The organism is Phenylobacterium koreense (genome assembly GCF_040545335.1).
In the GTDB taxonomy this organism is placed as follows: domain Bacteria; phylum Pseudomonadota; class Alphaproteobacteria; order Caulobacterales; family Caulobacteraceae; genus Phenylobacterium; species Phenylobacterium koreense.
The window spans coordinates 572,299-596,012 of sequence record NZ_JBEPLU010000002.1 but is presented as its reverse complement, the minus strand read 5'-3'; the positions used below and the strand labels follow the sequence as shown (position 1 = coordinate 596,012).

The window sequence follows — 23,714 nt, the reverse complement described above, 5'->3', positions numbered from 1 at the left end:
GGGAGAGGCGAGGGGCGTTAGAAGGCGCCATGGCCGATCTCTTCGAAGCCGCCGGTTTGACGCCCCAGGCGCCGTCGCCGCTTGCCGACCGTCTGCGCCCGCAGCGCCTGACCGAAGTCGTGGGCCAGGAACATCTCCTGGGCCCCGACGGCCCCATCCGCCGCATGGCCGAGGCCAAGCGCCTGTCCTCGATGATCCTCTGGGGCCCGCCCGGCACCGGCAAGACCACCATCGCCCGGCTGCTGGCCAAGGAAGCCGGCTACGAGTTCCAGCAGATCTCGGCCGTGTTCTCCGGCGTCGCCGACCTGAAGAAGGCGTTCGAGCAGGCTCGCATGCGCCGGGCCGCCGGCCAGTCCACCCTGCTCTTCGTCGACGAGATTCACCGCTTCAACCGCGCTCAGCAGGACGGCTTTCTGCCCTTCGTGGAGGAAGGGATCGTCACCTTGGTGGGCGCAACGACAGAAAACCCGTCGTTCGAGCTCAACGGCGCCTTGCTGTCGCGCGCGCAGGTCTACGTTCTCAAGCGCCTGGACGACGAGGCCCTGGCCGGGCTGCTGGAGAAGGCCGAGGCCCACGAGCAGCGCCAGCTTCCCCTTGAGCCCGAAGCCCGCCAGGCGCTGATCGCCCTGGCCGACGGCGATGGCCGCTACCTGCTGACCCTGGCCGAGACGCTGTTCAATATCGGCTCGCCGAAACCGATGTCGGTCAAGGAGTTGGGCCAGGTCCTTCAGAAGCGCAGCCCCGCCTACGACAAGGATCGCGAGGAGCACTACAACCTCATCTCGGCGCTGCATAAGTCGGTCCGCGGCTCGGACCCCGACGCCGCCCTCTATTGGCTGGCGCGGATGCTGGGGGGCGGCGAGGACCCGCTGTTCATCGCGCGGCGGCTGATCCGCATGGCCGCCGAGGACATTGGCGAGGCCGATCCCATGGCCCTCGTCCTCGCCAACGCGGCCAAGGAGACCTACGACTTCCTGGGAAGTCCCGAAGGCGAGCTGGCCCTGGCGCAGGTCGTGGTTCACCTGGCCGCCGCGCCGAAGTCGAACGCCGTCTACATGGCCTTCAAGGCCGCCCAGCGCGCCGCCCGCGAGACCGGCTCGCTGATGCCGCCGGCCCACATCCGCAACGCCCCGACCCGGCTGATGAAGGACCTCGGCTACGGCAAGGGCTACGCCTACGACCACGACGTCGAGGGCGGCTTCTCCGGCCAGAACTACTTCCCCGAGGGCATGGCGCGGCAGAGCTTCTACCAGCCCAAGGGGGAGGGCGTCGAAGCGCGCATCAAGGACCGCCTGGAGCGCTGGGCGGAGATGCGGAACCGCAAGTCGTGAGGCCACGCACGCCGCCGCCCAAGACGCCGCCCAAGGCGCGTCCCGAACCCAAGCCGGTCGTCCTGAGCCCCGACGAGATCGCCCTGGTCCGCAGCCTGGTGATCTACGAGGACGCCCAGGTCATGGCGCTCAACAAGCCGTCGGGCCTTTCGAGCCAGGGCGGCCGCGGCCAAGTCAACACACTGGACGAGATGCTCTGGGCCTTCGCCAAGCCCGGCAAGGCGAGGCCCCGCTTGATCCATCGCCTCGACCGCGACACCTCGGGCGTGATCCTCACGGCCAAGACCAAGCCGGCCGCAAGCTTCCTCGGCAAGCACCTGATGGGGCGGCGCTTTTCCAAGACTTACCGGGCCATCGTCACGCCCGGCGCGCCGGACCGCGCCTCTGGCGTGATCGAGACGCCGCTGCGCCGCGAGGAACTCGGCCGCGAGGCCTATATGCGGCCCTGCGCGCCCGACCATCCCGACGCCGAAACCGCCATGACCCGCTACCGCACCCTGGCGAGCGGCGAGGGCGCGGCCCTGCTCGAGCTCAATCCCGAGACAGGGCGGATGCACCAGATCCGTGTCCATCTGGCTTCCATCGGCCGGCCGATCGCCGGCGACGTCCGCTATGGCGGGGTCCTGATGGTGGGCGGCCAGCCCGTGCCGCGCCTGATGCTGCACGCCGCTGCGCTTTCGTTTCCGCATCCCGACGGCGGCATGAAGCGCATCGAGGCGCCGACGCCGCCGGATATGGAACGCCTGCTGCAAGCGCTCGGGCTGGCGACCGGGAACAGCGGGCAGGCTTGACCGTTAGGCCTGAGAGCCGCAGGCATAGCGGGTCAGTGAGGTGAGACATGCGACGCTTGCTCGTGATCCTTGGCCTTGCGGGCGTGCTCAGCGCCTGCGCGACCGCCCCGACGGTCTATGGTCCCGCCGCCGGCGCTTCCGGCGTCGGCTTCTCCGAGATGAGGATCGAGCAGGACCGCTATCGGGTGACCTTCCGCGGCGGCCCGGGCGCGCCCATGGCCCAGGTCGCCGACTACGCCCTGCTGCGCGCCGCAGATCTCACCCTGGCCGCCGGCTATGACTGGTTCCGGGTCGTCGAGCGCTACATGGTCCAGGACAGCTACGACAACGGGCCGCGGGTCTCGGTGGGCGCCGGCGGCGGCCGCGGGTCCTACCGCAGCAGTTTCGGCGTGGGCCTGGGCACCAGCTTCAATCTTGGCGGCGGCCCGGCCATGAGCCAGACCCTGGAAATCCTCATGGGCCGGGGCGCGCCTCCGGCGGGCGGCGAGGTCTACAACGCGGCCGAGATCCGGCGCGCCATCGGCCCGCGCGCCTGACGCGCTCCTAGGGCGCGCTCGCCTCGCACTTCAGCGAAACGTGAGTGAAGCCCGCCACCTCGGCCACGGCGAAGAAGCCGTCCGAGGTCAGGCCCTGGGCCACCAGCAGCGGCGCGCGTCCTTGCGCAAGCTCGCCGATCTCCAGCAGGGTCGAGGCGACGTAGCTGTCCGTGCCCGGAATGTCGCCGGCGTCCAGGCTCAGGCCCTGCGCGCGCACCTCGCGGATCGGCGTGATGGCGTCCCGTCCGGGCTGCAGGCGCACGAAGACGCCCTTGCAGGCGGAGCCGAGCAGGTTGCAGACCTCGCCGAGCCGTCCGCTCGGCGTGCCCCGATCGACCTCGGTGAGTTCGATGATGATCTGCGATTTCAGGGTCTTGGGGTCACCGTTTGTGGCGAGATTCAGGTTCCCCCGGCCGCGGCGGCTGGTGGCGGTGCGAAAGGACTGCGGCAGGATCAGCGGAAGCTGGCCGCCCGCGGGGCGCAGGCGCTGCGCGAACTCCAACGTCGCGTGGTCGATCGCCTCCATGTCGGTGTCGGAAAGCCGTCCATAGGCCCAGGTGGGGATGATCGCGCCGGTCTTCACATGCCGGATCACCGGCCGGACCCGCAGCGCGGCCGCCGCGCCCTGGCGCAGGTTGATCAGCTCCTCGGTGGAGAAGTCCACGGCTAGGATGCGCTGCGCGGTGGTGGCGATGGTCCAGGGCGGCAGGCCTTCGGCCGGCCCCGCGGATAGCTCTGCTCGGTTATCGCGCGACACGCCTGCATCCGAATCTGACTGGAGGGTGAAGATGCGCGAGCGGCCTTAACCGACCGTTTGCGTCCCGGGCGCTGACCAGCGCATAAGGAGCCCATGGATAAGGTTCTGTTGGTCGCCGCGGGCGTCGGCCGCCTGTCGGCGGCGCGGAGGGTGTTCGCGTGAGGGAGGTCCGCAACATCGCTGTCGATCCGGGTGAGGACGGCGTCCGCCTTGACCGCTGGTTCCGCCGACGCTGGCCGCACGTGTCGCAGATCCAGATCCAGAAGCTCGCCCGTTCGGGCCAGATCCGCGTCGACGGCGCCCGCGCCAAGCCCGAGCAACGCCTCTCTGCCGGCGAGATGGTCCGCGTCCCGCCGCTGCCCGATGCGCCCAAGGCCGGCGAGAAGCCCGGCCTCGACCCGCGCGACATCGCCTATGCCAAGTCGCTGGTGATCTATGAGGACGAGGAAGTCCTGGTGCTCAACAAGCCCTCGGGCCTCGCGGTGCAGGGCGGCACCAAGACGACCAAGCACATCGACCGCCTGCTCAGCGCCTGGGGGGAGGGGCTGGAGCGCCCGCGCCTCGTCCACCGGCTCGATCGCGACACCTCCGGCGTTCTGGTGCTGGGCAAGACGCCCGGCGCCGCCGCCAAGCTCTCGGGCGCCTTCGCTCGCCGCCGGGCGGAGAAGACCTATTGGGCCCTGGTCCTTGGCAATCCCAAGCCGTCCGAGGGGGTGATGGAGCTGCACCTGGCCAAAAAGGGCGTCGGCGACCGCGAGATGGTCGTGCCTGCCGATCCCAAGGACCCGCACGCCGATCCGGCCGAGACCGAGTTTGTCACCGTCTCCCGCGCCGCCCATCGGGTCGCCTGGATGGCGCTGCGCCCGCACACCGGCCGCACCCACCAGCTTCGCGCCCACATGCTGGCCATGGGCCACCCGATCCTGGGCGACCCAAAGTACAAGACCGACGCCTCCGCCGAACTGTCGGGCAAGCTCAAGCTGCAGCTCCACGCCCGTCGTTTGACCATCCCGCACCCTTCGCGCGGCGTGCTGATCCTCGAGGCGCCCATCAGCAAGGAGCTGAAGGAAGGCTTCGACCGCTTCGGTTTCGACGAGCACGAAGCTGACCCCGAACCCTTCAAGTCCCGCAAGAAGCGCTAGCGGCCTGGTCCCGGCCATCCACGGGGAGGGGCGAGCCACCCTCCAGCCATCCCGGCTGGGGCCTTTGCCAGGATCCGGTGTTCATGGATCCCGGTCTTTGGCTTGCAGCCAAAATCGCGACGGCACGATTGGATAGGCTTCCTCGCCTAATCTCCGAACGTCACCGCTAGGGCCGCTTCAGGCGCCAGGAACTTCGCCACCGAAGCCGCTTCGGCCTCGATCGCCTTGCGGTCTTTCGCGCTGACCTTCTCGAACAGGCGAATAGCGACAGCGCAGGTCTTGCGCTTGACCTCGACCCGCCAGGTTCCGGCCACCACGCCGTCCACCAGCACCATGGCCGGGATCAGGCCGTTCTTGCTGGCCATCAGCTTGGTGTGTTCGGGCCGAATGATCCCGGTCCGGTCGGCTCGGCCGAGCACCGCTCCGTCGAAGTCGGCCAGCAGCCGGACCGGCGCAGGCGTCTCGCCGCTCGGCCTCGGCGCGTTCTTTAGGTCGTAGAGCGTTCGGCCCCCCCATCCCTGAACCTCACCAGATCGTCGCCCAGCGCCTCAAAGGTCGCGGCGGCGCCCTTCAACCCCGACCACGCTGCGAAGTCGGCGGGCAGCGCCGGGCCGTGGGACGCCAGATAGCGCCGCGCCAGAGCCGCGGCCTGCGGCTCGGCTTGTTCGTCCTCGCCCAGCCAGGCCTTCGCCATCACGAAACGCCCGCCCGGCTCGTGGCCAAACTCGGTCTCGGCGGCCGCCTGGACCAGCGGCAGGAATATCCGCACGGCGTAGGCGAGGGGGCGGACCGGCTCGACACCCTCGGCCTCCAGCACTTGGCGGATGCTCTCGAAGTCCTGTGGCGTCTCGGCGAAGTGCTGGCGCCCGATGGACAGCACCTTGTCCAGCAGCTCGGGCGTCGGCCTCACGCTTCCCGGCAGGGTGACGTCGCGAGGCGGCATGATCGTCGTGCGGAAGGTCAGCACGTCGCCGCTGGCGGCCAGGTGTAGGGTCCCGCGCATCAGGGTCGAGCGCACGACCTTGCGCTCCTCGATGGCCTTGCGCAGGTCGGCCTTGGAGAAGCCCTTCAGCCGCGCCCACAGCCCGAGGAACGGCGCGCGCGGCAACTGCGCCTGGACCGCGAACAACTGCTCCAGCGCCTCCACGGGCGCCAGTTCCGCCCGCTCCAGCAGCATCTGCCTCGCCAGCAGGATGCGGTTCAGGTCGCGCGGGGTAAGCAGGTCTTCGGCCATCGGGTGAAGGATGCCGGTGCAGTGGTGCTTGCGCAACGCGTCCCGGGCGGTCATTTCCACGCCCTCGCGCAGTGTTTCGCGGCGCAAGGAGGCGAGTGTGCAGAAAGGCTTCATCGAACCCGGCGAAAAGCCCAGGCGGTTCTACAAGGACGTCGCGGTGGTGGCCGAGGACGGCGGCTTTGCGGTCAAGCTCGATGGACGCAACGTGCGCTCTCCCAAGGGCGGCAAGCTTTCGGTTCCGACCCGCGCCCTGGCCGAACTGGTCGCCGCCGAATGGAAGGCCCAGGGCGAGCACATCGAGGTCGCGGCCATGCACGTCACCCGCCTGGCCTTCACCGCCACTGAGGCCGTTCCCCAGGCCAGGGACGCGACCGCCGCCCAGGTCGCGCAATACGCGGCCTCCGACCTGCTCTGCTATTTCTCCGAAAGAGGCGACAGCCTCTACGAGCGCCAGGTCGCCGCCTGGGAGCCTGTGCTGCGCCGGGCCGAACACGAGCTGGCCCTGGTCTTCAAGCGCGCCACCGGCATCATCCACACCGAACAGCCCGAAGACACCCTCGCCAAGGTGAAGGGCCTGGCGCAGGCGCTCGACGACTTCGCCCTGACGGGCGTCGCCTTCGGCACGGCCCTGTTCGGCTCGGCGGTTCTCGCCTTCGCGCTCCAGCGCGGTTGGGTGAACGGCGAGGAGGCCTGGACCCTCTCGCGTATCGACGAGGCCTATCAGGAAGAAAAGTGGGGCGTGGACGAGGAGGCGGCCGAGCGCACGGCGCGCCTGTTGGCCGAAGCGCAGATGCTCGAAGCCTGGTTCAAGGCGCTCGCCTAGCTGCGAGACCTGACGCGGCGGGAATGTTGCCAGGGGGGAACCGTCCGACTACCCCTTCGAGCTTCGGAGTGGAGCCGGGCATGAAGCATATCCTTGAAGAGCTTGAGAAGCGTCGGGAAGAGGCCCGCCAGGGCGGCGGCCAGCGCCGGATCCAGAACCAGCACGGCAAGGGCAAGCTGACGGCGCGCGAGCGGCTCGACCTGCTGCTCGATGAAGGCTCCTTCGAGGAGTTCGATATGTTCGTCGAGCACCGCGCCACCGACTTCGGCATGGCCGACAACAAGGTGCCGGGCGATGGGGTGGTGACCGGCTGGGGCAAGATCAACGGCCGCCTGGTGTTCGTGTTCTCTAAGGATTTCACGGTCTTCGGCGGCTCGCTCTCTAACGCGCACGCTCGCAAGATCGTCAAGGTGCAGGAGCAGGCGCTCAAGGTCGGCGCGCCGATCATCGGCCTGTTCGACGCCGGCGGCGCCCGCATTCAGGAGGGCGTGGACGGCCTGGCCGGCTATGCCGACATCTTCCTGCAGAACACCCTGGCCAGCGGCGTCATCCCCCAGATCAGCGTGATCATGGGCCCCTGCGCCGGCGGCGACGTATATTCGCCCGCGATCACCGACTTCATCTTCATGGTGAAGGACACCAGCTACATGTACGTGACCGGCCCGGACGTGGTGAAGACGGTCACCCATGAGGAAGTCACCCACGAGGAGCTGGGCGGCTATCGGGTTCACGCCCTGAAGTCCGGCGTCGCCGACGGCGCCTTCGAGAACGACCTCGAGGCGCTGACCCAGGTCCGCCGCCTCATCGATTTCCTGCCGCTGTCCAATCGCGAGAAGCCGCCCATCCGGGAAAGCTACGACTCTCCTGAGCGCGCCGAGGCGTCGCTGGACACCCTGGTCCCGACCAATCCGAACAAGCCCTACGACATGAAGGAGCTGATCCTGAAGGTTGTGGATGAGGCCGATTTCTTCGAAGTTTCACCGGACTACGCCAAGAACATCATCTGCGGCTTCGGGCGCATCGAAGGCGCCACGGTCGGCGTCGTCGCCAACCAGCCGCAGGTGCTGGCCGGCGTTCTCGACATCGATTCCAGCCGCAAGGCTGCGCGCTTCGTCCGGTTCTGCGACGCCTTCGAAATCCCGCTGGTGACCTTCGTCGACGTTCCGGGCTTCATGCCGGGCACCAAGCAGGAGCAGGGCGCCCTGATCCGCCACGGCGCCAAGCTGCTGTTCGCCTATGCCGAGGCCACCGTGCCGAAGGTGACTCTCATCACCCGCAAGGCCTATGGCGGCGCCTATGACGTGATGAGCTCCAAGCACATCCGCGGCGACGTGAACTATGCCTGGCCGTCGGCCGAGATCGCGGTCATGGGCTCCAAGGGCGCGGTGGAGATCATCTTCCGCTCCGAGATCGGCGATCCCGACGCCATCGCCGCCCGCGAAGCCGAGTACAAGGACCGCTTCGCCAATCCGTTCGTCGCCGCCGCCCGCGGCTATATCGACGATGTGATCATGCCGCATTCGACCCGGCGGCGGATCGCCCGGGCGCTGAAGAACCTGCGTGGCAAGCAGCTCAGCAATCCCTGGAAAAAGCACGACAATATCCCGCTCTAGCTTGGCCTGAGCGGGCTGTCGCCAGTTCGGAACCCTCGCCGTCACCCCTTCGTTGTCGCTCGCAAGACGAACGATGATTACAGGGAGAACAGCCATGGCCGACAGGTGGATGGACGAGCGCGAGGAGCTTGACCGCCAAGGCCGCGAGCGCGGACCTCACCGCTACCGGCGCTACGCTTCCGACGATCGCTACGAGCGCGGCTATGATCGCGACGAACGCAGCTTCCAGCCGCGCGACTATGACCGCGGCCGGACCTTCGGAGAGCGCGAGACCGGCATGGACTACACCGGCTCACGCTATGGGGGGCGTAACTACAGCTACGACACCGACCCGCGCGGCGGCCGGTTCTACGGCGACACCGGGCGCGAGCGCCTCTATCGCGAAGAGTACGCGCCCTACTCGATCACCCGCGGCGGCGCCCAGCCCATGAGCCGCTACGCAGGCGGCTATGATCCGGATCGTTACGGCGACCGCTGGCGCGACGATGAGCGGGCCTATCGGGTGGCCTATGGCGAGCATCATGGCGACCACCGCGGCCACTACGAGGACGAACGTCGCGGCTTCTGGGAACGGGCCTCTGATCGTGTCGCCTCCTGGTTCGGCGAGGACGACCGCGGCCAGCATCGCGGTCGCGGGCCCAGCGGCTACAAGCGCACTGACGAGCGTATCAGCGAGGACGTCCACGAGCGGCTCACCGAGGACCCGTGGCTCGACGCCAGCGCCATCAGCGTCGCCGTCTCGAACGGCGAGGTGACGCTCTCCGGCGCCGTGCCGGAACGCGAATCCAAGCATCGGGCCGAACGCCTGATCGAGGACATGTCCGGCATCAGTCATGTCCAGAACAACCTCCGCGTCCGCCGGCCCGATCCGATCACCGGCTCAGGCGTCGGCTTTGGCGACAGCGCCAACGCCGAGCGCATCGCCACCGAGGGCGCTCCACCGGCGCGCGGCCGGACGAATTAGAGGAGAGAGGCTTCCCCCGTGATGCTCGGCGCCTAGATTGCCTTGCATGACGGGGGAGCGCTTCCAGCCTTGGCTCGACCTTTGGGGACTGGTCCCCGACGGCGAAGCCTTCACCACCGAATACACCGATAGCCGGTTGCTGCCGGTTCGGCAGGGCGGGCTCGCCGCCATGCTCAAGCTCAGTTCCGCGCCGGAGGAGCTGGCCGGCGGCGCGCTCATGGAATGGTGGGGCGGGAAGGGCGCCGCCCAGGTGCTCGCCCGTGATGGCGAGGCGCTGCTCTTGGAGCGCGCCACGGGAACCGGCTCCCTCGCGGAGATGTCCAGGCGCGGCCAGGACGACGCGGCGACCCTGATCATCTGCGAGGCGCTCGAGGTGCTGCACCAGCCCAGGAGCCGTCCGCCGCCGCCGAGCCTGGTCCCGCTGGACGTCTGGTTCCGCGCCCTGGAACCGGCCGCTTCAGCACGCGGCGGCGTGCTGCTGGAGGCGAACAGGGCCGCGCAGGCGCTGCTGGCCGAACCGCGCGACGTCGTTCCCCTGCACGGGGACATGCATCACGCCAATGTCCTCGATTTCGGTCCGCGGGGATGGCTCGCCATCGACCCGAAGTCGGTGATCGGCGAGCGCGGCTACGACTACGCCAACCCCTTCTGCAATCCCGACCTGGCGAACGCCTTGCAGCCAGGACGCCTCGACCGTTATCTGACGTTGGTCTCGCAGCGCGCCGGCATCGAGCCGCGGCGCCTGCTCATGTGGATCCTGGCCTACAGCGGGCTTTCCGCCGCCTGGTTCCTCGAAGACGACCCGGCGAGGTTCGACCTCTCCATCGTCGAACTCGCCGCCGCGGCCTTGAAAACCTAGGCGGTCGCCAAGGCCGCCTGATCGCCGCGGCCTAGGGGATCGCGTAGCGGCTGGCCGTTCTGCACGAACTCCAGCGACACCGAGTTGATGCAGTAGCGCAGCCGCGTCGGCGGCGGGCCGTCAGGGAACACGTGGCCTTGATGGCTGTCGCAGCGAGCGCAGCGGGTTTCGATGCGGACCATGCCGTGGCTGACGTCGCGCACGCCGACCACATGCGCCTCGTCGAAAGGCGCGAAGAAGCTGGGCCAGCCGGTGCCGCTTTCGAACTTGGTCTTGGCGCGGAACAGCGGCAGCCCGCAGAGGCGGCAGCAGTAGACCCCATCCTCCTTGTTATCGAGCAGGCCGCCGCAGAACGGGGCCTCGGTTCCGTGGCGCAGCAGGACGTCCGCCTCTTCTTGCGAAAGGCCTGCTTCCAGGCGCTTGCGTTCCGCCGCGTCCGGCGGTGTCAGGTCGAATCCGGAAGGGGAGGCGGCTGGCGTGCTCATGGGCTCCAATCTAAGGTCCTCATGGTCTTTTCGAAAGTGCGCCCCTGGAGGATGAGAGCATGATCACCAGCACGACGCCATACATCGCCGAACGCGAAATCTCGCAGACGGTGGGCGTGGTCAGCGGCGAGGCGATCATCGGCGCTCATATCTTCCGCGACCTCTTCGCCGGCATCACCAACATCATCGGCGGCCGCGCCGGGGGCTACGAAAAGGCCCTGCGCGAGGCCCGCGACATCGCTCTGCGCGAAATGTGCGACGAGGCTGCAAAGCTCGGCGCCGACGCCGTGGTCGGGGTCGATCTCGACTACGAAAGCCTCGGGGCCGACAACGGGATGCTGATGGTCACCGCCGCCGGAACCGCCGTCAAGCTGCGCTAGGGTTCAATGTTTTCGAAGATTCTCATCGCCAACCGGGGCGAAATCGCCGTCCGGATCATCAAGACCTGCCGCCGTCTCGGCATCGCGACGGTGGTGGTCTATTCGGAGGCCGACGCCGACTCCATGGCCGTGGAGATGGCCGACGAGAGCGTCTTCATCGGCGGCGCGCCGGCCTCGGAGAGCTATCTTGTCGCCGACAAGATCGTCGCCGCCTGCAAGCAGACCGGCGCCGAGGCGGTCCACCCGGGCTTCGGCTTCCTCTCGGAGAACGCGGGCTTCGCCAAGCGGCTGGCCGACGAGGGGATCGTCTTCATCGGCCCGAACCCCAAGGCCATCGAGGCCATGGGCGACAAGATCGAGAGCAAGAAGTTCGCCGCCAAGGCCGGGGTCTCGACCGTGCCCGGCCACGTGGGCGAGATCGACGACGCCGCCCACGCCCTGAAGATCGCCGCCGACATCGGCTATCCGGTGATGATCAAGGCCTCCGCCGGCGGCGGCGGCAAGGGCATCCGCGTCGCCTGGAAGCCCCAGGACGTCGAGGAAGGCTTCCCCGCCGTCCGAGCCGAGGCCAAGGCCAGCTTCGGCGACGACCGCATCTTCATCGAGAAGTTCATCGAGAGCCCGCGCCACGTCGAGATCCAGGTGCTCGGCGACAAGCACGGCAATGTCGTGCACCTCTTCGAGCGCGAATGCTCCATCCAGCGCCGTAACCAGAAGGTCATCGAGGAGGCGCCGTCCCCGCTGCTCGACGAGGCGACCCGCGCGGCCATGGGCGCCCAGGCCGTGGCTCTCGCCCAGGCCGTCGGCTACGACAGCGCCGGCACCGTCGAGTTCGTCGCCGGCCAGGATCGCAGCTTCTTCTTCCTGGAGATGAACACCCGCCTGCAGGTGGAGCATCCGGTCACCGAGATGATCACCGGCGTCGACCTGGTCGAGCAGATGATCCGCTCGGCCTATGGCGAAAAGCTCGCCTTCGGTCAGGATGGCCTCTCGATCAACGGCTGGGCCATCGAGAGCCGCATCTACGCAGAAGACCCCTACCGCGGCTTCCTGCCCTCCATCGGCCGACTGGTCCGCTACGCGCCGCCGGAGGAGGGCGAGTTCGGCAAGACCAAGGTCCGCAACGACGCCGGCGTCCGCGAGGGCGACGAAATATCGATGTTCTACGACCCGATGATCTCCAAGCTCTCCACCTGGGGGCCTGATCGCACGGCCGCCATCGACGCCATGGGCCGGGCGCTGGAGGATTTCCACATCGAGGGACTGGGCCACAACATCCCGTTCCTCGCCGCGGTGATGGACCAGGAACGCTTCCGCAGCGGCGCGCTCTCCACCAACTACATCAAGGACGAGTTCCCTGAGGGCTTCATCGGCGTCCCGCCCACCGACTCCCAGCGCGATCTGCTGGCGGCGGTGGCCTGCGCCATGCACCGCCGCCTGACCGCCCGCGCCGCGCCCGAGCTCCTGCGTGACGAGTGGGTGGTGGTCGCCGGCCATGACCGCCGCCGCGTGCGCCTTTCGAACGGCGGCGACGCCTTCCAGGTCACCTTCGAAGGCGACCGCGCCGTCACCCTCACCGACGTCGACTGGCGGCCCGGCCTGCCGCTCTTCCGCGGCGCCCTCGACGGCAAGCCCTTCACCGCCTCGGTGAAGCCGGCGGCCGAGGGCTTCGTCATCCGCCATCGCGCCACGACCCTGCACGTGCTGGTCCTGACGCCCCGGTCCGCCGAGCTGCACGAGAAGCTGCCGCCCAAGAAGGCCGCAGACACCTCCAAGTTGATCATCTCGCCGATGCCGGGCCTCGTGGTCAGCATCGACGTCGAGCCCGGACAGTCGGTCCAGGCCGGCCAGGCCGTGGCGGTGGTCGAGGCGATGAAGATGCAGAACATCATCCGCGCCGAGCGCGATGGGGTCGTGAAGTCCGTCGGTCCGAAGGCCGGCGACAGCGTCGCAGCCGATGAGGTGCTGCTGGAGTTCGCCTGAGCTATTGTCCCCGCTGCCGAAAAGAATCTGAGCAGCATTCGATTGGATTCGATCGGATGCTGCTTGGCGAATCCGGGGACTGACGGCGATGAACGGCCAGACCGATTTTGGAGCCCTGCTGCTGTCGGCCGACGGCCGCATCGCCCGCGCGCCGTTTCTGATCGTGGCCGCGGCCCTGCTGGGCGTCGCCTCGGTCTACGAGGCCGTGGTCGGGGTGACCCTGCACTGGCTGACCGGTTGGTTCGTCTATCCGGCCCTGATCTATGCCGGGGCCTGCGTGCTCTCGAAGCGTTTGCACGACCGCGGCAAGTCCGGCTGGTGGGCGGCCCTGATCCTCTTCGCCCTGGTCGCGGTCTGGCCTCGGCCGATCGGCTTCTTCGACTTCCTCTTCGGCCTCGCCCTGGTCTGGGCGGTGGTTGAACTCGGCGTCATGGGCGGCGAGATGGGATCCAACCGCTATGGCCCCAACCCGCTGCGCAGCGGCGTCTAGGCGCACGAAGGGGAGGGAGAAGTCGCTTCTCAGCCGACCAGCGCGAACAGCTCGGCCTGCCGGTTGGCGCCGGTCTTCCGGAAGATCGCCTTCAGGTGGCTGCGAATGGTGCTCTCTGCGACGCCCAGGGCCTCGGCGCAGGAACTCACGGCGCCGCCCTCGGTGAGATGCAGCACCACCTGCGCCTCCTTGGCGCTCAGGCCGTAGCGGTCGCGAAGGACCGTTTCCCGCGCTCCTTCGGCGCGCCTCTGGGCCGCGGCTATGGCGCTCGCCGCCTGCCGCGCGGCGGGATGGCCGGAATCGTAAGCCGCCTTCAACCTTGGTCCGATACTCGGATAGAGCCGGGCATAGGCTTGGGCGGACTTGATCAAGCGCTGGTCGAATGCGTCGTCGTCGCTCATGGTCGAGTCGGGCAGATGAATCGAATTCCATGAGCCTAGCTGAAATTGCTGACCAATTCGTCGCCGGAGGGCGCGTCGAGTTCCGCCAGATGGACGCGCCGGCCGGCCTCCAATCGGCGTGGCGCAGATTCGTCAACCGGACCATGCAGGCCATCGTGACCCGAACCATGCGGGCCACCTTGCGGGCCGAGGCCGCCGGTCCCGAGGCGCTCGCCGCCCACACCGCCCGCCAGCGCCGCATCCACGAGCGCTTTGATGCGCCGATCCTGCCGCGGCTTGAGGCCGAGGCCGTGCGCCAGATCGGCCCCGGCGCGGGCCTTTCCTCGCCGCCCGCGCCCTCCGAGTGGTTCGCCCCGCGCAAGGCGACGCCCAGAGGCTTCGTCTTCTACGTCCACGGCGGCTCGTTCATCGCCGAGCGCAGCCCGAAGATCACCGAGTTGGTCGCCCGGTTCGCCGCCGCGGCCGAGGCCCGCGTCTTTGCCCCCAGTTATCGCCTCGCGCCCGAGCACCCCTGTCCGGCCGCCGTCGACGACATCCTCGCCGCCTGGCGGTGGTTCCATGAGACCTGGCCCGACGAGCCTGTCGTCGCCCTGGCCGAATCGGCCGGCGCGGCCATCTTGCTGGCGGCCCTGCAGCAGGGACGGGACGAGGGCCTGCCCCTACCGTCCGGCGTCGTCCTGCTTTCGCCTTGGGTGGACCTGTCGCTGCAGAGCTGGTCGGTGACCGTGGCTTCCCTGATGGGCACCACGCCTTACACCATGGAGAGCCTGGCCCTGGTCGCGCGGTTCTATCTCGACGGCCGTCCGGGCACCGACCCGATCGCCTCGCCCCTGTTCGGGGACTGGAGCGGCTTTCCGCCGATGCTGATCCACGCCAGCCGCGGCGACATCCTCTACGACGACGCCGTCCGCCTCGCCGACAGGATCCGCGAAGTCGGCGGCGATCTCACTGTCCGGCTCTGGTCCGACGAAACCCACGTATGGGAGCGCATGCGCACTCCAAAGGCCCGCCAGTCCATCGAACTCGCCGCCGAATTCATCCGCCGCCGGTTGGATGCTTAGCGTGGCGAGCAGACCGTCTGGCTCCAATTACATTGTCATCCCGGTTTGCGAAGCAAGATCGGGACCCATACGCGCCGCGCCCGACAAGGATGCGCGGCCGGCCCAACCTGTTTCTGAGAGATCCGGTGTTCATGGGTCCCGGCTTCGGCCTGCGGCCGAAGCCGGGATGACACCGTAAGTCCCGTCACCCCGCCCTAAACCGGCGCCACGACCTCTTCCACCTCGCCGAACACGATCTTGAAGCTGGCCTTCAGGGCCTCGTCCGCCTCGTCCATGGTCACCGGCAGGCCCAGGTCCACCAGGCTGGTGACTCCGTGCTCGGAGATCCCGCAGGGCACGATGCCGGAGAAGTGCGAGAGCTCGGGCTCCACGTTCAGCGAGATGCCGTGGAACGACACCCAGCGGCGCAGTTTCACGCCGATCGCGGCGATCTTGTCTTCGCGGGGAGGGACGCCCGGCGCGCGCCGCTCGACCCACACCCCGACCCGGCCGTCGCGAATCTCTCCCTCGACGTTGAAGCGGGCCAGCGCCCCGATGACCCAGGCCTCCAGGCTGGCGACGAAAGCCCGCACGTCCCGACGGCGCTTGGTCAGGTCCAGCATCACATAGGCCACCCGCTGGCCGGGCCCATGATAGGTGAACTGTCCGCCGCGCCCGCTCTGGAAGACCGGGAATCGATTCGCATCCAGCAGGTCCGACTCCTTCGAGGAGACGCCGGCGGTGTAGAGCGGCGGGTGCTCCAGCAGCCAGACTAGCTCCCCGGCTGTGCCCTCGGCGATGGCCGCGGCTCGCGCCTCCATGGCCGCCACGGCCTCGGGGTAGGGGACCTGACCCTGCGAAACCGCCCATCCGGCGGGCGCGCCGTCCTCGCGGCCGAAGACCGGGGGCTCGGTAAGGATGTTTAACGACCGGTCAAGCATGTCAGACCCAATGTGGTGCTCGCGCGGCGTCTCGCAACGCCCGCGCTTGCCAGACTTCTAGTGTTTTGGGGGCTTTGCGTCTTGGGTCAGGTCGATGCGGTCAATGTCGAGATCTCGGTCCTCCTGGGCCGCTCGAGCCTGCCGATGCAGCAATTGCTGCGTATGGGCCGGGGGGCGGTGATCCCGCTGGACGCCGGCGTGAACGAGGAAGTCTGGATCCTGGCGAACAACCATCCGGTCGCTCGCGGCGAGATCCAGATCAACGAAGATCGCATCTCGATCGCCGTCACCCGTGCGGCAGATGTGTATGACTTCATGGCAGGTGGTCAGTAGGGCTTCACAAAGGCGTGGGGGTTTGCTACCAGCCGCGCCTCACCACGAGCGGTCGTGGCGGAATTGGTAGACGCGCAGCGTTGAGGTCGCTGTGGGGCAACCCGTGGAAGTTCGAGTCTTCTCGACCGCACCAGTGAATCAGGGTCTTCAAGAGCGACTGAGCAAAACTTTGTCCGACGCCTAGGGAGGTCCGCATGAGCCGCGAAACGGCCGACCTGTCCGAAGCCGAAGACAAGAACGCTCCGGAACTCGAAGAAGACCTGGAAGACCTCGCCCTGGGCGAGGACTACGCCCTAAATCCCGAATTCGTGGCCATGGTGGTGGACGCCGCCGATCGCGGCGACGCCGAGCGCCTGCGGGAGCTGCTGGGCGCGCTTCACCCGGCCGACGTGGCCGACCTGATGGGCTTCCTCTCGCCGGACTATCGCGAGGAGGTGCTCGCCCACCTGCCGTCCGACGCTCTGGCCGAGATTCTCTCCGAACTCGACACCGAGATTCGCGAAGAAGTGCTCGAGACCGTCGCCCCGGCGACCTTGGCCAAGGTCCTCGAAGAACTCGATTCGGACGACGCGGCCGACGTCGTCGACGACCTGGAGGACGAAAAGCGCGTCCAGGTGCTCGCCGCCATGCCCGAGACCGAGCGGACGGCGATCGAATCGTCCCTGGCCTACGAGGACGAGACCGCTGGCCGAATCATGCAGCGCGAGGTCGTCGCCGCCCCCCAGTTCTGGACCGTCGGCCAGACCATCGACCATTTCCGCCGCGAAGCGGACGGCCTGCCGGAGCTGTTCTTCGACGTCTATGTGGTGGACCCGGCCTACAAGCCGGTCGGCGCCGCGCCCGTCAGCCACCTCATGCGCGCCCCGCGCAACACGCCGCTGGCCCAGCTCATGGAGCCGGTCACCGAAATCCCGGTCGGGATGGACCAGGAAGAGGTGGCCTACATCTTCGACAAGTACCACCTGATCTCCGCCCCGGTGGTGGAGCCGGGCGGTCGGCTGGTGGGCCAGATCACCGTCGACGACATCGTCGGCGTCATCCAGGAAGAGAGCGAGGAGGACATCCTCGCCCTGGCCGGCGTGTCCGACGCCGGCCGTAACGCCGACGTGCTGGACATCATCCGTGCGCGGCTGCCCTGGCTCGCCCTCAACACCGTCACCGCGGCCCTTGCGGCCAGCGTCATCCGCGCCTTCGAGGGCGAGATCAACAAGCTGGTCACCCTGGCGGTCCTGATGCCCATCGTGGCCTCCCTGGGAGGCAACGCCGCCACCCAGGCCCTGGCCGTGGCCGTGCGCGCCCTGGCCAGCAAGGAACTGTCCGAGGTGAACGCCTACCGCACGGTCTTCCGGGAAATGGCCGTGGGCCTGGCCAATGGCACAGCCCTGGCCTTGGTCACCGGCGGGGTGATCTTCCTGCTGTTCCACGACGTAAAGCTCAGCGTGACCTTCGGGCTGGCGCTGATCATCAACCTCTTCGTCGCCTCCCTGGCGGGGGTGCTGGCGCCGCTGGTGCTGGATCGGATCGGCCGTGACCCGGCCGTCTCGTCGTCGGTCTTCGTGACCTTTGCGACGGATTTTACGGGGTTTTTGTCGTTTCTCGGCCTTGCGGCGCTGATCCTGCTGTAAGCGGCCCCTATCTTGCCGGTTAATGACCGGGTGGGTGCGCCCGTGTGTCAGGATGGGTCAACGGGATCGATGAAATCGCGCAATCAAGTGTCGCGAGCGGCCATCGAGCTGATCAAGCGCTGCGAGGGCTATCGCCGGAAGGCGGCCCAGGCGCCCGACGGGCGCTGGACCATCGGCTATGGCCACACGCTCACGGCGCGCGAGGGCGCCGAGGTTTCGGCGGACGACGCCGAGGCGCTGCTGATCTACGACCTCATCGCCATCTCCCACGTGGTCAATGAGTGGGTCTTCGCGCCCCTCAACCAGAACCAGTTCGACGCCCTGGTGGCCTTCGCCTTCAACATCGGCGCGGAGAATTTCCGCCACTCGGCGGTGCTGCGCCGCTTGAACGAGGGCGCCTTCATCCAGGCCGCCTGTGCGATGGAGCTCTGGCGCAAGGCCGAGTTCGAGGGCGAGAAGATCGTGGTCGACGCCCTGGTCCGCCGCCGCTCGGCTGAGAAGGCGTTGTTCCTGACCCCGCCGAACGGATGGGTTCCGACCCCCAGTCCGGTGGTGCGGCCGAATGTGGACCTCGACGCCACCGGTGTCGTGCCGCGCCAGGTTCCGGCCGCTTTACGCACCTCGCTGGAGGGGACGACGGCTGCGCTCTATCTCGACGAGACCGAGCAGGAACATCCCATCTCCCATGACGAGCCGCCCAGCGCGGCGGCGCAGGCCGCGGCATCCGTCTCCTCGCGCCTGGCCGGGGTGTTCAAGGAGGTCGAACTGCCGCCCGAGCCGCCGCGCCTCGTGGTCGAAGAGCGCAACGCCATGGCGCCGTTTCCGCATGCGGCGGCCGACGCGCTCTTCGTGCTGACCCCGCCCGAGGAAGAAGAGCCGGAGCCGGCGGATCTCTTCAAGGAGCCCAAGCTCGAACTGGTCGCCGCCAACGAATCCGAACCGACCCTGTTCGAGGCCGAATCGGCGCCGGCGGCCCGGCCGCAGGAGGAGCCGGTCGCCGATCTCTTCACCGATCGTCTCGGTCCGCGTCCGCGGGCCAAGCGGAAGGGCGGCCTTGGCCCCGCCGTGGCGCTGGCCGCCGCGGGCCTGGCCATCTTCGGCGGCTCAGTGTTCTGGGCGATGAACACGCCCGCCACCTATGCGAACGGCCCGTTGAGCCGCGGCGCGGTGGTATGGCTCGCCGGAATCCTCGGCGTCGCCCTGGTCGGTGTGGCGGTCTACCTGATCCTCGATCGGCTCGGCCGGCCGGCGCTGGAGCAGATCGACGGACGTCCCGACCGCGACCAATAGGCACGCGCCGGTTTCTCGCTAGGGGCGACGCATGCTAACGACGCATCCGATGATGCGTCTCGTTTCCATATCGGCGATGGCGGGAGCGCTCGCGCTGGCGGGTTGCGCGGCCCTGCCGACGCCTGCCGCCTGCCCGGTGGGGCAGGAGCCGATGCGTACGGCGCAGCTCTTCTTCGGCCAGAACATAGGCGGCAAGCCCGGCGTTTCGGACGCCGAGTTCCGCAGGTTCGTGGACGAGGAACTCACTCCGCTGTTTCCCAGCGGCCTGACCGTGCTCGACGGCGGTGGCCAATGGAAGGGCGACGAGAACCGGCTGATCCGTGAGGCCTCGAAGGTCGTGGTCCTGGTCCTGCCCAACGGGCCGGAGGCCGGCAAGAAGCTCGAGGCCGCTCGCAAGGCCTACAAGGCCCGCTTCCATCAGGAATCGGTGCTGCTGGTCACCCAGGCCGCCTGCGTCGATTTCTAGGCGTTCGCCGCCAGTCGCCGGACGGCCTCGGCCGTGGCCGCATCGGCCGGGAAGAAGGTTTCCAGGGTCAGCTCGGCCAGGGTGACGTCCACCGGCGTCCCGAACACCGTCGTGGTGCTGAAGAACGACAGCAGGCCGAGCTGGGTGTGCAACTGGAACGGCGCGGCCACCCCGCCGTATTCGTCCGAGGCCTTGCGCGGCGTCTGGCCGCCTGGGATCGGATAGGCCTTCAGCTCGGTAAGCAGGTCGGCCAGGCCGGGATCGGCGGTGAGCTGCACCTCCCGCCGCAGCCGATCCAGCAGGTGCGTCCGCCATTCATGCAGGTTGGCGATTCGCGGCGCCAGTCCTCTCGGATGCAGCGTCAGGCGCAGCACGTTGACCGGCCCAGCCAGCAGGTCCGCCTCCACGCCCTCCAGCAGCGGCGCGATCATCCGGTTCGCGCTGACCAGATTCCAGCCGCGGTCGACCACGAGGGCCGGATGCGGCTCATGGCCGGTCAGGATCAGTTCCACGGCCTTGCGCGCGGCCGCCAGGGCCGGGTCATTCAGGGACCTTTGTGGAAACATCGGCGCAAAACCTGCCGATACGAGGATGGTGTTGCGCTCGCGCAGGGGGATTTCCAGGTGCTCGGCCAGCCGCAGCACCATCTCGCGACTCGGCTGTGCGCGGCCGGTTTCCAGGAAACTCAGATGTCGGGTGGAGATCTCGGCGTCGAGCGCCAAGTCGAGCTGGCTGAGCCTGCGGCGCTGGCGCCATTGGCGAAGATGATCGCCGACTGCGATGGCTTGTGCGGTCATGGGATAAGCCTAGCGGTGCTTGGGACCCGGCTCCATGACCTGCGAGGTAATGATCCCTGAAAGACAAAGGGCCGGCTCCCTTTCGAGAACCGGCCCTTCCATTGTCGGACCGCAGTGCGGTCCACGACGCGGCGCTTACTTGGAGACCTCGTAAGCGGCGACCCGGGTCGCGGCTTCCACACTCGGATGAGGACAATGAGACACTGGGTCACCTCCTTTCAGCTGTTGAACAGGACCCCCAGTATGGGACGGCCCCGGGCCATCTGCAAACGGCCTTTCTGCGTCATTGGGCCGCTTTCGTCTCGATCGCCTCGCTTTCGTGCATGCTGGGGCGTCGCCGCAACTCCGTGACCGGATGCTTCAACTTGTCGAGGGCCTCGAGCGTCGCGCGATAGCCTGCCTCCACCGCCGGCTCGAAGGCCGACCAGTCGCGGATTTCCACCCCCGTCAGGTCGGGAGTGACCAGGACGTCGGTCGCCTCTCGCGCCGCCGCCAGGTCTCGGCCGGTCGAGACGGTCGCGGCCCGCATCAGCAGCGAGACGATCGGCGGGCCCTTGCGCCAGTCGCCGGTGCGGATCCAGCGCCAGACCGACTCCGGCCGGGCCACGTCGTCGGCGGTGATCGAGCGGCCGCGGCTGACATCGACCCCGACGATCGGCCCCAGGTGGGACAGGCGCATCAGGTCGGCCGGGAAGTTCTTCATCACCGCCCCGTCGACCAGGACGTTGTCCTCGGCGTTGGTGGCCGGCGGCAGCACTCCCGGCAGCGAGATCGTGGCGCGCAGAGCCTCGCGCAGCAGGCCGCTCTTGTGGATCTCGTAGGAACCGGTGGTCAGGTTCGACGAGACGCAGAAGAACGGCAGCCACAGGTCGGAGATCTGCGTGTCCCCGAAGTGCTTGGCCAGGCGTTCGCGAACCTTGTCGCCCCGAGTCATGGCCAGGAGGGGCAGGGCGATGTCGTCCAGCGGGCTGGTCGCCACGAACGCGTCGCGGATCCGCGCCTCCAGCTCGGGCTCGTCCCAGCCCATGGCCAGGCCCGCGCCGATGATCGCCCCCATGGAAACACCGCCCACAAAGTCGATCGGAACGCCGCGTTCCTGCAGCGCCTTGATCGCACCGACGTGGGCGTAGGCGCGCGCCCCCCCGCCCGAAAGCACCAGCCCCACGGATTGGCCGGCGATCACCCGGGCGATTCGCTTGACGTCCGCCGCGCCGTCGCGGTGCAGTTGGAAGACGCGGGCCGGGCGCAGGACGTCCACCCAGGCCTGGGAGCGCCGCGGCGCCCGGCGCAGTCTGGGCTGGACGAGGATGAGGTCCACCAGCCCCTGGGCGGCGAGGGGGGCCTGGATCGGCGGTACGGATGGGGACGACGCCTCGCCGTCGCCGACCCAGAACAGCCGGTCGACCTGTCGGCCGACCACGGTGCGCCAGCCGCCGTCCTCGGCCTCGGCGGCATAGAGCACGAAGTCCGTGCGCTGCTCGATTTCCGAGAACCATCCGGTGGAGGCCTGCGACGCCTCGGCGCCGACCACCTTCACCGAATAGCCGAGCTTGCCGATTTCGCGGCCGATCCGGTCGGCGATCGCGCGCACCTGCAGCCCGGGGCTGGCGGCAAGGAAACCGAAGACCGAGGGCTCGCCGATCGAGGCCTTGGTTTCGGCCTGTCGGCTACGCAGGATCATCAGCCGGGCCAGCTCCGTCATCACGTGGGCGTCGGATTCGCAGGCCTCGAAGAAGACGTCGCTCGGCAGGGCGAAGATCTCGGAGTCGCGCAGGGCGATCACGGTGCCGCTGTGCGGCGCGCCGGAGATCAGCGACATCTCGCCCGCCGGCTCTCCCGGCCGGATCACGCCCATGAATTCCAGCTCGCCGTTCTCGCTGCGCCGGAAGGCGCCGAGGCGGCCGGTGCGCAGGAAATAGAGGTGGTCCGCCGGCTCCCCTGTTTCGAACAGGGTGGCTCCGCCGGGCAGGGAGAACCAGGTCGCCTCGCCCTGGCTCCGCTCCTCCTGGAAGAGCTGCGTCAGGGCTGAGGTCCCAGGGATGTCGGGCAAACTGACCACCTCGGCAGCCTAGCTTGCCTCGCTTTCCCCGGCTATTGGCTTGGCCAGATCCACTAGGCCGTCTTCGGCGTTCATTGAAACGCCCCTCGGAGTGCGCAGCCATGACCAATCCCATCGCCGATCCCCTGGTCGAAGTGACCGACACCGACGCCGAGTCGCGCTTCGTCGACCTCGACGCCACGCCCGAAGGCGTCGCGTTCGTGACCATCACGCGGGCCGCGCGCCGCAACGCGTTCAATGCGGAGGTGATCGCCGCCCTGCATGAAGCCTTCGAAACCCTGCAGGGCGCCGAGGGCGTCCGCGTGGTCTTCGTGCGCGGCGCAGGCGGAACCTTCAGCGCCGGCGCCGACCTCGAATGGATGCGCGACGCCGCCGAGCACACCGAGGCCGACAATCGCGATGACGCCATGCAGATGGCCAAGATGCTCAAGAGCCTCTGGGACATCCCGGCCCTGACCGTCGCCCTGGTCGAGGGCGGCGCCTACGGCGGCGGCGCTGGCCTGGCGGCCGCCTGCGACATGGCCATCGCCACGGCGGACGCCAAGTTCAGCTTCTCGGAAGTGCGCCTCGGCATCATCGCCGCCACCATCAGCCCCTATGTCGTGGCCGCCATCGGCCCGCGGAACGCCCGCGCCCTGTTCGCGACCGGCAAGGTGTTCGACGCCGCCCACGCGGAGAAGGTCGGCCTGGTGAGCGAGATCGTCGCCGACGCTGCGGCCCTGGACGCCGCTCGCGAGGCCATCGCGCGGGAGATGATGGCCTGCGGCCCGATCGCCGTCGCCGAGTCCAAGAAGCTCGTAGAAGACGTGGCCTATCGCCCGGTCGAAGAGGTGATGGAGGAGACCGCCCGCCGCATCGCCCGCGCCCGAGTCAGCGAAGAAGGCCAGGAAGGCGTGCGGGCCTTCCTCGAAAAGCGCAAGCCGAGCTGGCTCGCCTGAGGCCTGAACTGATGGCCCTGAACATGATCAAGCTGGTGGTGGGATGCGACACGGTCGAGGACCTTGTCGCCTGGCACCAGAAAGGCCAGCCCTGGATCATGCACACGCGCCAGACGCCCAAGCGCGCCGCCGAACTGTTGGACGGCGGCTCGCTCTACCGGGTGTTCAAGGGCGTCATCCTCTGCCGCCAGACGATCCTGGCGGTCGATACGGTGGGCGAGGGGGCTGCCGCCCGCTGCGAGGTCACGGTCGATCCGGAGATCATCCGCGTCGCCCCGACGCCGCGGCGCGCTTTCCAGGGTTGGCGCTATCTCGAGGCCAAGGACGCGCCGCCGGACCTGGCCGGCGACGTGGACGGCGAAATCCCGCCCGAACTCGCCCGCCAGCTCCGCGAGGCCGGCGCCTGGTAGGTCTTGGAGCGTGACAGCTCCGCTTG

The 23,714-nt window shown here is 68.5% G+C and carries 25 protein-coding genes, 1 tRNA gene and 1 pseudogene; 19 read left to right on the top strand and 8 right to left on the bottom strand.

Going from position 1 to position 23,714, the window contains the following annotated elements:
- Positions 1-29: 29 nt before the first annotated feature.
- Genes ABID41_RS14710 through ABID41_RS14700 form a run of 3 tightly spaced genes read left to right on the top strand, consistent with a single transcriptional unit; the run spans position 30 to position 2,658 of the window.
- The gene (locus tag ABID41_RS14710; protein WP_354297906.1) at positions 30-1,331 is read left to right on the top strand and encodes a replication-associated recombination protein A; all 1,302 of its coding nucleotides are present in this window, start codon (positions 30-32) and stop codon (positions 1,329-1,331) included.
- Complete coding sequence (locus ABID41_RS14705) at positions 1,328-2,122, top strand: RluA family pseudouridine synthase (protein ID WP_354297905.1); 795 nt, start codon at positions 1,328-1,330, stop codon at positions 2,120-2,122. Before ABID41_RS14710 ends, ABID41_RS14705 begins: the two co-directional genes overlap by 4 nt.
- Positions 2,123-2,169: 47 nt before the next feature.
- Complete coding sequence (locus ABID41_RS14700) at positions 2,170-2,658, top strand: CC0125/CC1285 family lipoprotein (protein ID WP_331930511.1); 489 nt, start codon at positions 2,170-2,172, stop codon at positions 2,656-2,658.
- A 7-nt stretch (positions 2,659-2,665) separates the two neighbouring features.
- On the opposite strand, the gene ABID41_RS14695 is transcribed toward ABID41_RS14700, so the two are convergent.
- On the bottom strand, positions 2,666-3,415 hold the full coding sequence (locus ABID41_RS14695) for a hypothetical protein (RefSeq protein WP_331930509.1): 750 nt from the start codon (positions 3,413-3,415) through the stop codon (positions 2,666-2,668).
- 158 nt (positions 3,416-3,573) lie between these two features.
- Between ABID41_RS14695 and ABID41_RS14690 the strand changes: the two genes are divergently transcribed.
- Positions 3,574-4,557 (top strand): RluA family pseudouridine synthase, encoded by a 984-nt coding sequence (locus tag ABID41_RS14690; protein WP_354297904.1) that lies wholly within the window; start codon positions 3,574-3,576, stop codon positions 4,555-4,557.
- Positions 4,558-4,703: 146 nt separating this feature from the next.
- Here the strand turns inward: ABID41_RS14690 and ABID41_RS14685 are convergent.
- A pseudogene (locus ABID41_RS14685) lies at positions 4,704-5,021 on the bottom strand (DNA glycosylase AlkZ-like family protein); the annotation flags it as partial.
- 23 nt (positions 5,022-5,044) lie between these two features.
- Positions 5,045-5,845, bottom strand: coding sequence for a DNA glycosylase AlkZ-like family protein (locus ABID41_RS14680; protein WP_331930505.1), 801 nt, complete (start codon positions 5,843-5,845; stop codon positions 5,045-5,047).
- A gap of 43 nt (positions 5,846-5,888) precedes the next feature.
- Between ABID41_RS14680 and ABID41_RS14675 the strand changes: the two genes are divergently transcribed.
- The 4 genes from ABID41_RS14675 (at position 5,889) to ABID41_RS14660 (ending at position 10,050) form a co-directional block, all read left to right on the top strand.
- Positions 5,889-6,614 (top strand): ATP12 family chaperone protein, encoded by a 726-nt coding sequence (locus ABID41_RS14675; protein WP_331930503.1) that lies wholly within the window; start codon positions 5,889-5,891, stop codon positions 6,612-6,614.
- An 80-nt stretch (positions 6,615-6,694) separates the two neighbouring features.
- On the top strand, positions 6,695-8,227 hold the full coding sequence (locus ABID41_RS14670; RefSeq protein WP_331930501.1) for an acyl-CoA carboxylase subunit beta: 1,533 nt from the start codon (positions 6,695-6,697) through the stop codon (positions 8,225-8,227).
- 94 nt (positions 8,228-8,321) lie between these two features.
- Positions 8,322-9,191, top strand: a complete 870-nt coding sequence (locus tag ABID41_RS14665; RefSeq protein ID WP_331930499.1) for a BON domain-containing protein — start codon at positions 8,322-8,324, stop codon at positions 9,189-9,191.
- A 46-nt stretch (positions 9,192-9,237) separates the two neighbouring features.
- Positions 9,238-10,050 carry an aminoglycoside phosphotransferase family protein gene (locus ABID41_RS14660; RefSeq protein ID WP_331930497.1) on the top strand — a complete coding sequence of 271 codons (813 nt, stop codon included), beginning with the start codon at positions 9,238-9,240 and terminating at the stop codon, positions 10,048-10,050.
- Here ABID41_RS14660 and msrB read toward each other — a convergent pair.
- Positions 10,047-10,535 carry a peptide-methionine (R)-S-oxide reductase MsrB gene (gene msrB / locus ABID41_RS14655; RefSeq protein WP_331930495.1) on the bottom strand — a complete coding sequence of 163 codons (489 nt, stop codon included), beginning with the start codon at positions 10,533-10,535 and terminating at the stop codon, positions 10,047-10,049. The two genes, ABID41_RS14660 and msrB, sit on opposite strands and share 4 nt — an antisense overlap.
- A gap of 59 nt (positions 10,536-10,594) precedes the next feature.
- Between msrB and ABID41_RS14650 the strand changes: the two genes are divergently transcribed.
- The 3 genes from ABID41_RS14650 (at position 10,595) to ABID41_RS14640 (ending at position 13,388) form a co-directional block, all read left to right on the top strand.
- The gene (locus ABID41_RS14650; protein ID WP_331930493.1) at positions 10,595-10,915 is read left to right on the top strand and encodes a heavy metal-binding domain-containing protein; all 321 of its coding nucleotides are present in this window, start codon (positions 10,595-10,597) and stop codon (positions 10,913-10,915) included.
- A 6-nt stretch (positions 10,916-10,921) separates the two neighbouring features.
- Positions 10,922-12,898: an acetyl/propionyl/methylcrotonyl-CoA carboxylase subunit alpha gene (locus ABID41_RS14645; protein ID WP_331930491.1), complete on the top strand. Its 1,977-nt coding sequence runs from the start codon at positions 10,922-10,924 to the stop codon at positions 12,896-12,898.
- 88 nt (positions 12,899-12,986) lie between these two features.
- Positions 12,987-13,388 carry a DUF805 domain-containing protein gene (locus ABID41_RS14640; RefSeq protein WP_331930489.1) on the top strand — a complete coding sequence of 134 codons (402 nt, stop codon included), beginning with the start codon at positions 12,987-12,989 and terminating at the stop codon, positions 13,386-13,388.
- A gap of 29 nt (positions 13,389-13,417) precedes the next feature.
- On the opposite strand, the gene ABID41_RS14635 is transcribed toward ABID41_RS14640, so the two are convergent.
- Positions 13,418-13,789, bottom strand: coding sequence for a helix-turn-helix transcriptional regulator (locus tag ABID41_RS14635; protein WP_331930487.1), 372 nt, complete (start codon positions 13,787-13,789; stop codon positions 13,418-13,420).
- Positions 13,790-13,818: 29 nt separating this feature from the next.
- Here ABID41_RS14635 and ABID41_RS14630 point away from each other — a divergent pair, with 29 nt between their 5' ends.
- On the top strand, positions 13,819-14,850 hold the full coding sequence (locus ABID41_RS14630) for an alpha/beta hydrolase fold domain-containing protein (RefSeq protein ID WP_354297903.1): 1,032 nt from the start codon (positions 13,819-13,821) through the stop codon (positions 14,848-14,850).
- A 194-nt stretch (positions 14,851-15,044) separates the two neighbouring features.
- Here the strand turns inward: ABID41_RS14630 and lipB are convergent, their stop codons facing one another.
- Complete coding sequence (lipB, locus tag ABID41_RS14625; protein ID WP_331931413.1) at positions 15,045-15,770, bottom strand: lipoyl(octanoyl) transferase LipB; 726 nt, start codon at positions 15,768-15,770, stop codon at positions 15,045-15,047.
- 60 nt (positions 15,771-15,830) lie between these two features.
- Between lipB and ABID41_RS14620 the strand changes: the two genes are divergently transcribed.
- The 5 genes from ABID41_RS14620 (at position 15,831) to ABID41_RS14600 (ending at position 19,484) form a co-directional block, all read left to right on the top strand.
- Positions 15,831-16,103 (top strand): FliM/FliN family flagellar motor switch protein, encoded by a 273-nt coding sequence (locus ABID41_RS14620; RefSeq protein WP_414695963.1) that lies wholly within the window; start codon positions 15,831-15,833, stop codon positions 16,101-16,103.
- A gap of 48 nt (positions 16,104-16,151) precedes the next feature.
- Positions 16,152-16,236, top strand: a tRNA-Leu gene (locus ABID41_RS14615).
- Positions 16,237-16,297: 61 nt separating this feature from the next.
- Positions 16,298-17,728 carry a magnesium transporter gene (gene mgtE, locus ABID41_RS14610; protein ID WP_331931417.1) on the top strand — a complete coding sequence of 477 codons (1,431 nt, stop codon included), beginning with the start codon at positions 16,298-16,300 and terminating at the stop codon, positions 17,726-17,728.
- Between the two features lie 69 nt (positions 17,729-17,797).
- Entirely contained in the window at positions 17,798-19,018 is a 1,221-nt protein-coding gene (locus ABID41_RS14605; protein WP_331931419.1) for a lysozyme, read from the top strand.
- A gap of 49 nt (positions 19,019-19,067) precedes the next feature.
- Positions 19,068-19,484 (top strand): DUF3574 domain-containing protein, encoded by a 417-nt coding sequence (locus ABID41_RS14600; protein WP_354297902.1) that lies wholly within the window; start codon positions 19,068-19,070, stop codon positions 19,482-19,484.
- Here the strand turns inward: ABID41_RS14600 and ABID41_RS14595 are convergent.
- Together ABID41_RS14595 and ABID41_RS14590 are read right to left on the bottom strand one after the other, a co-directional pair.
- Positions 19,481-20,281, bottom strand: coding sequence for a helix-turn-helix domain-containing protein (locus ABID41_RS14595; protein WP_331931423.1), 801 nt, complete (start codon positions 20,279-20,281; stop codon positions 19,481-19,483). The two genes, ABID41_RS14600 and ABID41_RS14595, sit on opposite strands and share 4 nt — an antisense overlap.
- A gap of 283 nt (positions 20,282-20,564) precedes the next feature.
- Complete coding sequence (locus tag ABID41_RS14590) at positions 20,565-22,340, bottom strand: patatin-like phospholipase family protein (RefSeq protein WP_414695962.1); 1,776 nt, start codon at positions 22,338-22,340, stop codon at positions 20,565-20,567.
- A gap of 101 nt (positions 22,341-22,441) precedes the next feature.
- On the opposite strand from ABID41_RS14590, the gene ABID41_RS14585 reads away from it, so the two are divergent.
- Together ABID41_RS14585 and ABID41_RS14580 are read left to right on the top strand one after the other, a co-directional pair.
- Positions 22,442-23,278 carry an enoyl-CoA hydratase-related protein gene (locus tag ABID41_RS14585; RefSeq protein WP_331931427.1) on the top strand — a complete coding sequence of 279 codons (837 nt, stop codon included), beginning with the start codon at positions 22,442-22,444 and terminating at the stop codon, positions 23,276-23,278.
- Positions 23,279-23,289: 11 nt separating this feature from the next.
- Positions 23,290-23,688 (top strand): DUF1489 family protein, encoded by a 399-nt coding sequence (locus ABID41_RS14580; protein WP_331931429.1) that lies wholly within the window; start codon positions 23,290-23,292, stop codon positions 23,686-23,688.
- The last annotated feature ends 26 nt before the right edge of the window (positions 23,689-23,714 follow it).